The organism is Bacillus sp. JH7 (genome assembly GCF_001563515.1).
Lineage (GTDB): Bacteria > Bacillota > Bacilli > Bacillales > Bacillaceae_G > Bacillus_A > Bacillus_A cereus.
In genome coordinates this window covers 1169679-1183800 of sequence record NZ_LPUS01000001.1, presented here as the reverse complement: position 1 = coordinate 1183800, position 14122 = coordinate 1169679, and the positions used below count along the sequence as shown (strand labels likewise).

Sequence of the window (14122 nt, the reverse complement as noted above, 5' to 3'; positions counted from 1 at the left end):
AACGGCTATCCTTCAACTATATTTACAGGCCTATATGTTGTTTCAACCCATGATAACTCCCTGAATTTGCAAAACCGCCACTTATAAGATTGATAAAAGTTTCCGAAAAACCATAATAACTTAATTCGTTAATCGGTACCATTTGCACATCATGAATCGGATTATGATCGAACTCGTTAGAAGATAGTGTAATTTCACCTTCAATCCTTTCAAGCAGAAACGTAATATGTAACAAAGATGGACTAGCATCTGGTTTATCACAAACATAGAGTAGCTTCTTAATTTTAACTTCTAATCCTGTTTCTTCTCTCATTTCTCAAATCATCGCTTCTTCTAACGTTTCACCATTCTCTATCCTTCCTCCAGGTAAAGACCAATCGCGATTAGCCACTTTTTGCTTTACTAGCAATACTTTTTCATCTTCAATTAAAATTCCCGTAACACGAACTTGCATTATATTTTCTATATATAACCTCCTCTTCCCATTATATTTACACATTAATCCTTCCATAAAAAGAACGTATGTTTTATAATTAAAGAAAATTATGGAAGAAAGTAGTTGTTACATTCATGCGACCATCTTTAACAAAAACTATATCTCTTACAGATTTCCAAAATTATTATTGGTTAAAAGCAGAACTGCAAACATTTTGTCGCGAGCATGGTTTGCCAGTTAGTGGCTCTAAGATCGAAATAACCGAGCGTATCTCACATTATTTAACTACGGGGAAAGTCTTAAAAAACAGCTCTGTGCAAAAAGTGAGCAAAGCTCCCCTCTCTTATAAAGACCTTTCTCTTCAAACGATTATTACTAAAAATCACCGCTGTAGCGAAGAGGTTCGTGCTTTTTTCAAAGAAAAAATCGGAACAAACTTCCGCTTTACAGTAGCTCTTCAAAAATTTTTCAAAGAGAATGTTGGAAAAACATATGAAGACGCGGTAGCTTTTTGGCATGAAGAAAACGAACGAAAAAAAGACCCTACATACAAAACAACTATCGGTGCACAATTTGAATACAATCGCTTTACTCGTGACTTTTTCGAAGATCCAAATAATAAAGGGAAAGCAAAAGCTGATGCGATTGCTGCTTGGAACGAAATGAAAGCGAAGCCTGGCAGCAATGTTTATGTTCCTCAAAAAGTAGAAAACTAGTTACCTCACTAGTCTTCTACTTTCTCAAATAATAGCGCAATCCCTATCCCGCCTCCAATTCCTAATGTAGCAATTCCATATTTCATAGACTCTCTTTGAGCCTGATAAAACAAACGTGTTACAAGCATAGCTCCAGATGCACCGTACGGATGACCGAGCGCAATTGCCCCACCATTTACATTTAATTTTTCATACGGAATTTGTAACTCTTTTGCGCAAGCAACAACTTTTGAGGCGAATGCTTCATTTATTTCAAAATAATCGATGTCCTCTACTTTTACATTCATTTCGTTTAATAATCTGTTCACCGCAAATATCGGACCAGTCCCTGGAAGATTGGGATCCACTCCCACTACAGTACTACGAACGAAACGAAGGACAGGTTTATAACCGAACTTTAAGGCTTGTCCCTCTTCCATTACAAGAACAGCACATGCCCCATCATTTACACCACATGAATTACCTGCCGTCACTGTTCCATTTTGTAAAAATGCGGGCTTTGTTCTTTTAATGATTCGTTCATAATTCATTTCTGGCTTTATAGATTCATCTAATAATCCATTAAAAGAAAATATTTCATCATGTATATATCCTTTTTCTAACGCTTGCAGTGTCCGCTTATAACTAAGACAAGCGTACTCGTCTTGCATTTCTCTCGTTATGTTATAACGCTCCGCAACATATTCAGCAGCTACTCCCATGTCAGGATCACCAATTGTTTCAGGTGAAAATCTTGCTCTTTTTTGAAAAGGTGACGTACTTGTACTCTCTACTCCTCCGGCGATATAGCAATTACCTGCCTCGCCTTGAATGAGATGACACGCAGTTCGAATTGCTTCTAAACCAGCACCACATTGCCGATCAATCGTTACACCAGGAATATGATAGCCAAGTCCTGCCTCTAAAGCAGATAATCTTGCAACATTCCCTCCTGGCCCAACAACATTTCCTAATATAACATCGTCTATCTCTCTCTTAATTCCTTTACTTAAAAACGTAAGAAGCGGCGTTGCTAATTGCTGAACTTCATACTCTTTTAATATCCCATCCTTCTTACCGATAGGTGTTCTTTTCGCCTCTACAATAACTGCCTTATTCATATGTTTTCTCCCGATTTTCAATCATACTTTTTGCTTCCATACGAGCGATTTTCCCACTATTTGTATAAGGTATTCCATCTACAAAATGCCATTCTTTCGGTATTTTAAACGAGGATAATCGTTGTAAGCAAAAACTCTTTAATTGTTGTTTCGTAGCACTTCCTTTTACGATCGCGACGGGCTTTTCACCCCAGTAACTATCTTTCACACCAATTACAACTATTTCATCAACAGCTGGGTGTTCATGTAATACACTTTCTATTTCTTCTGGATAAATATTGATTCCTCCAAATAAAATCATATTCTTCTCTCTACCAACAATATATATAAAGCCTTCTTCATCTTCATAGCCTACATCTCGCACTGTCATCCAGCCATCTGCATTCAACTCCCGTGTTAAAACCCCATCTATTATGTATCCCATAAAAAACTGATCACTTTTCACATAAACAGTTCCTATCTCGCCTTTTTGTACTTCTTCGCCTGCTTCATTACATATTCGAACTTGCACATTGTGACAAGGTTTTCCTACTGAATTTGGCCTTCTTCCGCTTTCTGCATCGACTAGTGCTGTTACAAAACTTAACTCTGATGCACCATAAAATTCATATCTTTTCGCATAAGGAAATATATTCTTTATTTTTTCTTTCGCTTCAGCTTCCCATTTCGCTCCTGATGAAATAATTTTCATTTTATTTTCTATTAATCTATTTTCTTTATATAAAGATTCAAGCATTGTCGGAACTGTATACATAACCGATATATTTTCAGTTTCTAACTTATCTAATACTTGATTCGGAATGAACTTTCTCATAATGTGCACCGTTTGTCCTACATATAATGCACTTATTGCCCCGTATAAGAAAAGAGAATGAACGAGCGTCCCAGCTATTAAAATTGAATCCTCCATTTTCATATGAAAGTCATGTACATTACAATCAAAACTATGAACCCACGATTGCTGTGCACGTAAAAATGCTTTTGCTTTTCCAGTTGATCCTGATGTAAATCCCATATAAAAGGGAGCATTTCGTAAACTTTCTACAGTGGAATGTGTAGGAAGATATTTCTCTATCATTCTTTTCCACTCATCAATTTCAATTACTCTTCCTTCTTCATCAGGTAGATCATTTACCTTATATCGTTCTGTCACAATCATATCCGGATTACTGATTTCAATTCTTTCTCTGAGCTCATCTTGTTTCCACTTTATATCTAACGGAACACAAACCCACCCGGCCATAGCCGCACCAGCGCATAGTTGTAAAAACTCTATACGATTTTCTAATAGGATTGCTATTGTTTTATTCTTTGATTCTGTTGCGTGCAACCAGTTTGCTACTTTACAAACTGATTCGAACCACTCTTTATATGTTAAAACTCTATCATTTTCCTTTATCGCTATTTTATTTGGTTGTAAAGAGGCATGCTTTTTGTATTCTTTTGTAATACCCATATGAGACGTCCTTTCTTTACAAAAATAATAAAAAGAAACACGGAATTAACGTGTTTCTTCCCTTTATCATCCCGCATTTGTATATTTTCCATTCTTTAAAGCGGGCGTAATAATATGTTTCAATGAACGATGTAATTTTGTTACGAGAATCGCCGCGATAATTGCTTTTATACAATCCCCTGGTAAAAACACAGCACTCACTTTCATTGTCTCCCATACAGAAACATCCATTAAAAACGCTTGTACAGTAATACCAAATACATAAACTACGAAAATACCACCAATTATATTAATACATAATACTTTTATAATAGAAACTTCACGTAAACGCTCAATTAAATAACCAATAACAAACGCTCCAATGATGTAACCAAGTAAATATCCTGCACTTGGCCCAACAAATACACCAAGGCCACCGCGTCCACCAGCAAGTAATGGTGCTCCAACTCCTACAATAAGTAAGAAAATAAGCTGACTTAATGCACCAAGGCGTGACCCTAACAATCCACCCGCAAGCATAACACCGAGTGATTGCAATGTAATCGGAACTGGTGTAATAGAAAGAGCAATCGGAGGTATTAACCCTAACACTCCCATAATAGAACTAAATAAAGCGACGAAAACTAATTTTTTTGTATGCATATTTTCTTCTCCTGTTTGTAAACTTAAAAGTGGTTTTAGATAACATATCACGAAAATTATATTATCTTTCCACCCTTCTTTTGTCAACTTTTATTTCATTTAAGTTTACAAATAAGAATTCACTTATTTCTCTCTATGCAAATGCTCCAGTTCTTTCCGAAGCGCCTGTTTTAAAAACTTCCCAACAGATGTTTTCGGTATTTCTTCCATAAAGACAATATCGTCTGGCAACCACCACTTCGCAAACTGTGGTTTTAAAAACTCATATATTTCTTCTTTTGTAACCGTACTATTTTTCTTTTGAACGACGCAGGCAATTGGTCGCTCTTGCCACTGAGGGTGAGGAACTGCAACGACAGCCGCTTCAAATATAGCATCATGTGCCATTAAAGCATTTTCAAGATCGACCGAAGAAATCCATTCTCCCCCGCTTTTAATAACATCCTTCGTACGGTCAACAATTTTCACGCAGCCTTCCTCATCAACCGTAACGACATCTCCTGTATATAACCAACCATCACGAAAACCTTCGACAGTACGATTATCGTTATAATAGCTTTCAGCGATCCATGGCGCTCGTAAACATAGTTCTCCCATCTCCGTACCATCCCACTTCACTTCACCATTTGTACCGACTACTTTCATCTCTACACCAGGGACAAGATACCCTTGTTTTGATCTAATTTCTAATTGCTCTTCATACGATAATTCTGTTTCATAACTTTTTAAACGTGCAAGTGTTACGAGTGGGCTCGTTTCAGTCATACCATATGCATGTATGAATGGAACATTATGTTTCTGTTCAAATGCTTTAATAACGCTTTTCGGCGCAGCTGCACCTCCGCATAGTATTCTCGTCATACTAGATAAATCGTAACTATTATTTTCTAACTCTTGTAATACGCCGAGCCAAATTGTCGGCACACCCGCAGCTAACGTCACTTTTTCTGATTGAATCATCTCTAATAAAATTTTCGGGGTAAACATCGGTCCAGGAAGAACTTGTTTTGATCCAAACCAAGTAGCCGCAAAAGGAAGTCCCCAAGCGTTCACATGAAACATCGGGACAATTGCCATTGCTGCGTCACTTTCCGATAAAGCAGCTGTATCAGCTAAACCGAGTGCTATACAATGCAATACAGTACTACGATGCGTATATACAACACCTTTTGGGTTTCCTGTAGTCGCTGACGTATAACACATACCAGCAGGTGTATTTTCATCAATATCTTTTACAAATTGGAAATTGGGATCGCCTTCTTCTAATAGCTTTTCATAATGATATACAGGCTCCAGCATAGTATTTGGAAGTTCATCTTTATCAGTCATAATAATGTAAGCTTGTACAGTTGATAATTGTGATTGAATATTTTCAACGAGCGGTACGAGATCTTCATCTATAAGTAGAATTCGGTCTTCTGCGTGCTGAATAATGTATGAAATATGTTGAGGAGATAAACGAATATTAATCGTGTGCAAAACAGAAGCAATACCTGGAATAGCAAAATACGCTTCTACATGTCGATGATGGTTCCACGCTAACGTTCCTACACGTTCACCTTCTTTAATTCCAAGCTTTTTCAACGCACTGGAAAGTCTTCTCGTCCTTTCCCCTAACTGCTTATACGTTAACGTTGTAACTGTATCATGTGTCCGTGAAACAATTTCTTTCTTCGAAAACAGTTTCTCTGCTCTTTCCATCATAGAACTAATTGTTAGCGGTACATTCATCATCATATTGGTTATATCCCCCTTTAAAGCGTTTTCATTTTTCGTTTATTATAACAGAATTCCGCAAATGGTTACGACATTTTTCTGTTTTTTCTGAATTATTTCTTTGGAAATAATTCAGAACGATAAAAAACATGTTTTGAATACATGGATTCGAAACATGTTTTTTATCTTTTATAAACTATCTACCTTTTTTCTTACTTTCTTTTTCAGTTTAAAAATAAAACGATTACTGTATTCCTTATTTTCTACTAAAATTCGATATATCTCCCATACTCCTAACACACGAACAAAAAGATAAACTCCGATAGCAATAAGTACAACACAGTACGGATAATACTGAACTAATTCCCCTGAAGTGATATGCTTTTTCTCAAACAAAAACGGGATCGCGCCTGCTGCTATAAAACAAAATCCAACGATCATTACCGCAGCATACTTCTTCTTAATAATCACATATCTTTTTGTCAATTCTTTTAGAAAGTTTTGATCAAATAGTAGTTCTTCCTTTTTCAATACATTGTATCGACTCTCTTCTATCGTTACAGGTGCCATCATTGCTCCAATTCCAAGAACAGCAATGATAATGACAAGAAATGTCGACATTGTTGCATTTTCTTTAAATAATAGATACGGTATTGTAGACAAAATAAGCAAACTAAACCCTAACGCTATATATTTTGAAATCTTTTGTCCGTACACTATATACCCTTCTGCCATTTCCTGACTTACGTAATAGCCATCCACATTTTCATTACTTTGCTCTGCAGTTTCTTTTAATAAATAGTCGAGTGATACTTCAAAAACATTTCCAATCATTATTAACTTCTCAGTTTCAGGAAAACCTTGACCGTTTTCCCATTTACTAACCGCTTGCCTTGTTGTGTTTAATTTTTCAGCTAATGCTTCTTGAGAAAGGCCCTTTTCCTTTCTTAATTTAAAAAGCTTTTCACCAAATCCCATATGTGTGCCCCCCTTTGTTTTCTTACCTAAATTGTATGTAGACATTGCCCTTATCTCTATCTTCCCGGGGTTGCACTTTGTCAACTTACGGTTGCGATTGTGTTATTTAATGGTTTTATAGACGATTTAGCTATTTTCCTTCTATGATTATGGCGTTAATAAACCAAGACCCCTTAACAACCAATTATAATAATTAAAGGTAATTATTGTTATAAAAAATAAAAAAACTCCTTTATTCATTTAAAGGAGTTTTTTATATGAAATATTTCATTTATCCATATATCTTTCTCGAGATATACAATATCTTTTCGTGTCACGATACTTACCTTTAATGAACATATCCTTTTGAATCGTGCACTCGTACTCCATATTCAAACGTTTCATTAATTTTTCAGATGCTTCATTTTCTGAATCACATCCCGCTTCAATACTATTAAGATGCAACTCATGAAAACCATAGTAGAAAAAAGCTAATGCAGCCTCCGTAGCTAATCCTCTTCCCCAATATTTTCGAGATAAGGCGTATGCAATTTCTGCTGTATGTGTGACCAAATCATATTTTATAAATCCACACGTGCCTATAAGTTTCTTCCCCTCTTTTAATACAATTCCAAGAGGTGCTACTTGCCCTTCATTATATTGCCCCACAATTTCTTCTACATAGTTATATGTGTCACATAACGATCGATGAGCATCCCATACAGTAAAAGTTGTCATCTCTTTATCTGTAGCATACTCATATATATGTAAACTATCACTCATATTCATTTTCCTTAACATAAGTCGTTTCGTATACAAAGTTGGATATGACCACTTCTCAATAATCATAAAGGTTTCTGTTTAAACCTTTCATAATTCCTTACCTTTAATAAAAGGATATTCCCACAATCTGTACAAATATAAGCATCCACCGGTGAAGATGTGAACATCGTTTCCTTTTTCCGTATTTGTGCATATCCGACAAACTCACCTTCTCCTATATTTTGAGAACCACAATTAGAGCATGTCTGCACGTCTTTCTGTTTCATGAGAGCACCACCTTTAATCTGTTTCTACTCCCTTCGACAGTTCAATTCCATTTCCCTTCCAAAAAACTTCTTATTCTCCTACATTACAACAGGAATCTCAAAACAAAAATCGTATATATACTATGAAATATATTTATTAACGGAGGAATTTTATGACTACTGTTATGACACTCGATATAGCAACAGAAATTGAAAATGCAGAAATTGATATGCTCTCTTCTAGATTAGAGGGACTACAAACAATAAGCGGAAACCCCATGCAAGTGCAAATGAAAAAATTCGGTAGCGCCACTGCCTTTTCATCAAAAATAATTGCTGGTCCTGCTTTTAATACGGTAAAAGGTATTACAAATGCAGATGCGATTGATGCAATCATTTCTTATTATGAATCACTACAAATCCCTTGTCGTTTTGAAATTACCCCAGCACAAGGTACAACTGAATTATTTCAATACTTATCTCAAAAAGGGTTTTATCAATCTAGCTTCCATACCGCTTTGTATAGTATACCGAGAGAGGGTTCATCACTTCTTCCTTCTAATATTACAATACGAAAACTAAAAGAAAATGAGTTTGATATTTTTGCAGACATTTATGTATGTGGATTTAATATGCCATCCTTTACAAAAGATAGCGTGCGCCAAAATAATGAAATTCTTTACAATGAACCAGGATGGCATTTTTTCATAGCTGAAGTTCAAAATATCCCTGCTGGTATTGGTGTCCTGTATATAAATAAGGGTGTCGCATCATTAGCTGCTTCTGCTACTTTGCCAGAATTTCAGCGTAAAGGCTGTCATACTGCATTAATTCAAAAACGAATTAAGACAGCTATTGAATCCAATTGTACTTTAATAGTTGGACAAGCAAGGTTCGGTAGCGGCAGTCAAAATAACATGGAACGTGCCCATATGAAAATCGCTTATACAAAATCAATATGGACTGCAAAAGACATATAATTTACTTTCTTTCTCCTTCCGTTACATTTTTAAACATTTTATGACAATTCCTTTTCTATCCCGTTAATCATTTGAATATTCAAACTAAATTTGTTACGATATTACTAGATACATCATTCAACTTGCAATATGAAAAGAAAATTCTAATCAAACTACAAGGAGGAGAAATGTATGACTAAGCACGAACACGGTTTAAAAGAAAAAGTAGAAGGTGCCATCGATAAGGTAAAGGGCGAAGTAAAAGAAGTTGTCGGGAAAGTAACTGACAATAAGAAATTACAAGCTGAAGGAAAATGGGATAAGGTGAAAGGCACTGCTAAAGATACAGTTGGTAATGTGAAAGAAAAAGTACATGAATATAAAGAACATAAGAAAGAAAAATAAAAAAGAGCTCATCGGCTCTTTTTTTATTTTCCTTCATTCTTCTCTAACACGTATAAATCTTCTTCGATATTCGTTAATTTCTCACTTACAAGCTTTCTTGCATCTCCAATTGCTTGATTGTATGCAAATGGTCCAACTAATTTAACCATTTCTTCTATTAAACGCTCTGCTTGGAAACGTCCAATTTCATCTAAATCTTCTTCAACGAAAAATTGCTGAATTTGCGCTACAAGCTCTTCTTTTTTATCATTTGGTATTTTTATATTCATCATCGTTGTTACTCCTCTATATTTAAGATAATATCTTCCTTAACTCTACCATAGAAAAACGATTACCAGGACAGCTTTTTGTAACTCCTTCTAACTCTCTATGACCTAGTATATTTTCTTTCTTTATAGCAAATTGCTTCATAAACATTTTGCATAAAGAATATAATGCATTCACTTGTGCAGGAGTTGGATCGTATTTATCGAAATTTCCCGTCATACATATTCCAATTGTATGACGGTTATGGTCTTTCGCGTGCGCTCCAATATGTAAACCTCGCCCTTCCACTACAGTTCCGTCCTTTTCGATAAAATAGTTGTAACCAATCCCGCTCCACCCTCTTACAGTTTGATGAAATTCATGTGTTTTATACACGTCCCATCCATCTTCAGCTGTATGGTGGATAATCAGTTGATTTACTTTTTCTAAAGGAACTAATTCATCTTGAAATGTTAGATTGACATATTTAATTTCCATTTGAACTGCCTCCTCTTAAAAATCAATCATAATAATCGTTTTATCATCTGGTTTTATTCTCTTTTCCCCTTCCAGCTTTTCAATGATTGCTACATATTCGTTTATACTATTCTTTCTTATATATGCAACAGTTTGTTCTAATGACCAATCTGGGTGGAATAACCCGTCTGAACAAATAAAAATTCCACTCACTTCATCTATATGTAATTCACCATGTTGTAAATAATGTATCGCTTCTTTCATTCCATTTGCAACTGAATAACCATTTGGCATATTTGCAAGATAACGATTGTATTTTAACTGTTCTCGCACATCTTGAAAAACATATTCTTCTGGTACAGATAACCCTTTTTTACGATCTTCTTCCCTCTTCCTTTTTGCTCGTTTACTAATTCCTTCAACTGTGTCTTTCGTTAATACTTGCATCGTTCCATTTTGAAAAGTTGCGACAATCATACAGTCCCCAAGCTGCGCATATTCAATTTTCTCACCAACTATTTGAACTGCCGCGATACATGTGCACCACAAATGCTCTTTTTTTCTCGTGTCTACTTCATATTCTAACATTTTGCTTTGTAATGCTTCATTTGCTTTGGCAACTGCAAATTGTAAACTATGATTCTCTCGTAATGCAGTAAAATAATTTGCAAATAAATGCGAAGCGATGTATGCTCCATTATGTCCATTTTCATCACGAAACGGGACAAGTGGTGTTGCACCGTCACATACACCATAAATCTTTTTATCTTTATTACAAAAATAAGAATCCTCACATTCTTGCTTCAACGGGCTTTTCTGTTGATATGTTTTTATCTTCACAACTGTATCCCCTTTCAAATGATAAAATACTCAAATTCTTTCGATTAATCTAATTTACCAAAATAAACTGTTTTTACCCAAAACTTTCAATATCATATATAATCTTGAAATAATATGAATTTTTCAGTGAAGGACGGGAAAGAAATGGTCAGATTCCTTGGTGTTATTATCGGTTCTATTATTATTGCGGTTGCCTTTAATCTTTTCCTTATCCCCCACAAAATTTTAAGTAGTGGAATTGGCGGAATTGCTATTATTTTAGGGATTGTAACCCCTGTAAACACAGGCATTATTAACTTTGTATTAAACTTACCTATCCTTATTTTAGGGTACATAGGTCTTGGAAAAAAAGTAATTTTTAACACAGTTGTCTCTGTAGTTGTATTATCTGTTGCATTATACTACGTTCCAGTAAAAGTCGTAGCAACAGATCCATTGTTATCTTCTATCTTCGGAGGTGTCATCGCCGGAGCTGGTATTGGTCTTGTTTTTAACTGTAATGGATCCACTGGTGGATTTGATATTATCGGTATGCTTTTATCCCGCAAGCGAGACATTAAACTTGGCGGATTCCTTATTATTTTAAATGCAGTCGTTGTAATAATCGCAGGATTCTTCTTCACCTGGGATGTTGCACTTACAAGCTTACTTTCAATTTATGTAACTGGTAAAGTAATTGATGCTGTTCATACAAAACATCGTAAAGTTACACTTATGATTGTAACAAATGAAGCAGAAAAAATGAAAAAACAGCTTCTTTCAACTGTTGTACGTGGAATAACGTTACTTGATGGCGAAGGCGCTTATTCAAGCGAGAAAAAGCGTGTACTTATGACGGTCGTTTCTCGTGAAGAATTAGCAAGTATGAAACTTACAATTTCTGAAATTGACCCGAATGCATTCGTTAATATTACAGAAACTGTAGAAGTGTTAGGACTTTTCAGAAGAAGTTAAAGACTAGGTGGGAATACACCTAGTCTTTATTTTGCATAAATTCAATTCTGTTTCCAAACGGGTCTGATACGTAAAATCGAATTACATCTGGCCGTGCATAATCATCAATCACTTTTACACCTTGCTCTATAAGTGTTTGCTTAAATTCATTAATTTCATTCACATAAAAAGCTGGATGAGCCTTTTTAGCTGGTGTAAAGTTCCGCTCGACACCAATATGGATTTCTTGATTTCCACATTTAAACCAACATCCACCTCGTTTTTTCAACTCTTCTGGCTTTGGAATTTCTACCATACCAATTTTATTCCCATAAAAATCACGCGCCTCTTCTTCACACTCTACAGGTGCAGCTACTTGCACGTGATCAATCCCTTGAATATAATTTTTCATTTTCTCTCCCCCTCCTCTACCCTAATGTTATACGGAAAACAGCCGTCTGTAACTTACAAAAGGTTTATAAAACAATATAAGCTCCCCTTATTACCATCCTGCATTCACTTTGCAAAAAAAATAAAAAAACAAAATTTATTCTATAACTTCCATTTTTTATAGAAATACACATCACATCTATATTATAGTTATGAATAGACAAATCTTTTTAGATGCTATTTGTACGGAGGAACTATTATGAGTCGTAAAAAATATTCACCAACTCAAAAAAAACGTCATCCGAACATTTCTAGACGTTTGCGAAACCATATACAAGATCGTTCATTAACAGAAATGTACGCATCTCTGTTCGAACATAATCCTGATAGTATTATTTCATTAAACTTAGAAGGAGTTATTCTACATATAAATCCTTCTGCCGAAAGAATATTAGGTTACACTTCTTTAGAATTAGAACAGAAAAATATTACCTCTATTTTAGGAGCCCATATTTCTGAGCAAGTATTACAAAATATAAAGAATACTGAAGCGGATAATCAACAAGAGTATATCTTATCTATTTATCATAAAAATGGATTCTTATTAGATGTTGTGACAAAACTAGTTCCTATTTTTGTTCAAAATCGTCTTACTGGTGTATACGCTATTATGAAGCCACTTGAAAAATCAGAAAGAATTGAGAATATGCTAAAAGAAAGTGAGAAGAGATTACGTACATTAGTAAACTCCATGCCTGCGTTTGTTATATTTAAAGATCATGAAGGGCGCTGGCTTGAGGCAAATGACTACGCACTTTCTTGCTTCAACTTCCATCATGTACCTTACCACGGGAAAAAAGATAGCGAACTCATTCAATATAATGAAGCATACCGAGAAGCTTTTTTACATTGTGAAGAAGTCGATGAACTAGCATGGCAACAAAGACAAATTCTTCATGGCGAGGAATTTATTATACATAGAGATGATTTCGATTTAATCTTAAGTATATCAAAAGTTCCGCTTTATCATCCTGATGGTTCTCGCAAAGGTCTTATCGTGATGGGGAGAGATGTTACTGAGCTAAAAGAAACTGAAAAGTTACTACGAAAATCTGAGAAGCTCGCAGTAGTCGGACAACTGACAGCTGGAATTGCCCATGAAATTCGAAATCCACTCACTTCCCTAAAGGGTTTTCTAACATTGCTCCTCCCTGAAATAAATGAGGAGCAAAAATGGTATATCGATGTTATGTTAAGTGAGATTTCACAAATGGAATCCATCACGAGTCAATTTATGGCGATGTCTAAGCCACAAGTATTATCTATCCAAACTTGTAACATACAAACTTTAATTGAAGAGGTAGTTACATTTATTTTACCGACTGCAATTATGCATAGCGTTCATATCATCATGGATCATTTTGATTACGTATATGATATTCAATGTGACGGTAACCAATTAAAACAAGTTTTTATAAACATATTAAAAAATGCGATAGAAGCGATGCAAAATGGCGGAAATATTTTCATCCAAACAAAACCATTAGAGGATAATTTCATCTTAATACGAATTATCGATGAAGGTTGTGGCATTCCAGAAGATCGTATCTCCCGTCTAGGCGAACCTTTTTATAGTTTAAAAGAAAAAGGCACAGGACTAGGATTAATGATGTGTTACAAAATAATTGAAGAACATCATGGTAAATTACACATTTCAAGCGAATTAAATAAAGGTACAATTGTTGATATTGAGCTACCACTTTCTTCATCTCATCTTGCAATCCAGTCTTAAATAAAAAAGAAGCATCTGCTAATGGTTAG

Annotated in this window: 16 protein-coding genes and 1 pseudogene; 5 read left to right on the top strand and 12 right to left on the bottom strand. The window is 35.2% G+C overall.

From position 1 onward, the window contains the following. Nucleotides 1-22 precede the first annotated feature (22 nt). Nucleotides 23-466 (bottom strand): annotated as a pseudogene (locus tag AU379_RS06215) (NUDIX hydrolase). Between the two features lie 104 nt (nt 467-570). Between AU379_RS06215 and AU379_RS06210 the strand changes: the two are divergent. Then, complete coding sequence (locus AU379_RS06210) at nt 571-1152, top strand: DUF6434 domain-containing protein (RefSeq protein ID WP_001247883.1); 582 nt, start codon at nt 571-573, stop codon at nt 1150-1152. A gap of 8 nt (nt 1153-1160) precedes the next feature. On the opposite strand, the gene AU379_RS06205 is transcribed toward AU379_RS06210, so the two are convergent. The 7 genes from AU379_RS06205 to AU379_RS06175 form a co-directional block, all read right to left on the bottom strand. Beyond that, the gene (locus AU379_RS06205; protein WP_061139013.1) at nt 1161-2252 is read right to left on the bottom strand and encodes an acetyl-CoA C-acyltransferase; all 1092 of its coding nucleotides are present in this window, start codon (nt 2250-2252) and stop codon (nt 1161-1163) included. Continuing rightward, a complete protein-coding gene (locus AU379_RS06200) occupies nt 2245-3708 on the bottom strand; it encodes an acyl-CoA synthetase (RefSeq protein ID WP_061139012.1) in 1464 nt (487 codons plus the stop codon). The genes AU379_RS06205 and AU379_RS06200 overlap by 8 nt, the downstream gene beginning before the upstream one ends. A gap of 66 nt (nt 3709-3774) precedes the next feature. Further along, nucleotides 3775-4350 (bottom strand): biotin transporter BioY, encoded by a 576-nt coding sequence (locus AU379_RS06195; protein ID WP_000556954.1) that lies wholly within the window; start codon nt 4348-4350, stop codon nt 3775-3777. A gap of 123 nt (nt 4351-4473) precedes the next feature. Further along, on the bottom strand, nt 4474-6087 hold the full coding sequence (locus AU379_RS06190; protein ID WP_000980200.1) for a long-chain fatty acid--CoA ligase: 1614 nt from the start codon (nt 6085-6087) through the stop codon (nt 4474-4476). 168 nt (nt 6088-6255) lie between these two features. Then, nucleotides 6256-7044 (bottom strand): helix-turn-helix domain-containing protein, encoded by a 789-nt coding sequence (locus AU379_RS06185; RefSeq protein ID WP_000505614.1) that lies wholly within the window; start codon nt 7042-7044, stop codon nt 6256-6258. Between the two features lie 267 nt (nt 7045-7311). Beyond that, nucleotides 7312-7872, bottom strand: coding sequence for a GNAT family protein (locus tag AU379_RS06180; protein ID WP_061139011.1), 561 nt, complete (start codon nt 7870-7872; stop codon nt 7312-7314). Further along, nucleotides 7869-8072, bottom strand: coding sequence for a hypothetical protein (locus tag AU379_RS06175; protein WP_000810210.1), 204 nt, complete (start codon nt 8070-8072; stop codon nt 7869-7871). Before AU379_RS06175 ends, AU379_RS06180 begins: the two co-directional genes overlap by 4 nt. Nucleotides 8073-8224: 152 nt before the next feature. On the opposite strand from AU379_RS06175, the gene AU379_RS06170 reads away from it, so the two are divergent. Both AU379_RS06170 and AU379_RS06165 read left to right on the top strand, forming a co-directional pair. Further along, nucleotides 8225-9031: a GNAT family N-acetyltransferase gene (locus AU379_RS06170; RefSeq protein ID WP_061139010.1), complete on the top strand. Its 807-nt coding sequence runs from the start codon at nt 8225-8227 to the stop codon at nt 9029-9031. 171 nt (nt 9032-9202) lie between these two features. After that, a complete protein-coding gene (locus AU379_RS06165) occupies nt 9203-9415 on the top strand; it encodes a CsbD family protein (RefSeq protein ID WP_000160425.1) in 213 nt (70 codons plus the stop codon). A 23-nt stretch (nt 9416-9438) separates the two neighbouring features. Here AU379_RS06165 and AU379_RS06160 read toward each other — a convergent pair whose 3' ends face one another. Genes AU379_RS06160 through AU379_RS06150 form a run of 3 tightly spaced genes read right to left on the bottom strand, consistent with a single transcriptional unit; the run spans nt 9439 to nt 10996 of the window. Then, nucleotides 9439-9687: a DUF2164 domain-containing protein gene (locus tag AU379_RS06160; RefSeq protein WP_000981075.1), complete on the bottom strand. Its 249-nt coding sequence runs from the start codon at nt 9685-9687 to the stop codon at nt 9439-9441. 19 nt (nt 9688-9706) lie between these two features. Then, the gene (locus AU379_RS06155; RefSeq protein WP_000404192.1) at nt 9707-10159 is read right to left on the bottom strand and encodes a peptidoglycan recognition family protein; all 453 of its coding nucleotides are present in this window, start codon (nt 10157-10159) and stop codon (nt 9707-9709) included. Between the two features lie 15 nt (nt 10160-10174). Beyond that, nucleotides 10175-10996: a protein phosphatase 2C domain-containing protein gene (locus AU379_RS06150; protein WP_002098150.1), complete on the bottom strand. Its 822-nt coding sequence runs from the start codon at nt 10994-10996 to the stop codon at nt 10175-10177. Nucleotides 10997-11122: 126 nt separating this feature from the next. Between AU379_RS06150 and AU379_RS06145 the strand changes: the two genes are divergently transcribed. Further along, nucleotides 11123-11932 carry a YitT family protein gene (locus AU379_RS06145; RefSeq protein ID WP_000251344.1) on the top strand — a complete coding sequence of 270 codons (810 nt, stop codon included), beginning with the start codon at nt 11123-11125 and terminating at the stop codon, nt 11930-11932. Nucleotides 11933-11951: 19 nt separating this feature from the next. Here AU379_RS06145 and AU379_RS06140 read toward each other — a convergent pair whose 3' ends face one another. Continuing rightward, nucleotides 11952-12323 (bottom strand): VOC family protein, encoded by a 372-nt coding sequence (locus tag AU379_RS06140; RefSeq protein ID WP_000800767.1) that lies wholly within the window; start codon nt 12321-12323, stop codon nt 11952-11954. 237 nt (nt 12324-12560) lie between these two features. Between AU379_RS06140 and AU379_RS06135 the strand changes: the two genes are divergently transcribed. Next, nucleotides 12561-14093: a BA3702 family sensor histidine kinase gene (locus AU379_RS06135; RefSeq protein WP_030027183.1), complete on the top strand. Its 1533-nt coding sequence runs from the start codon at nt 12561-12563 to the stop codon at nt 14091-14093. Nucleotides 14094-14122: the final 29 nt, after the last annotated feature.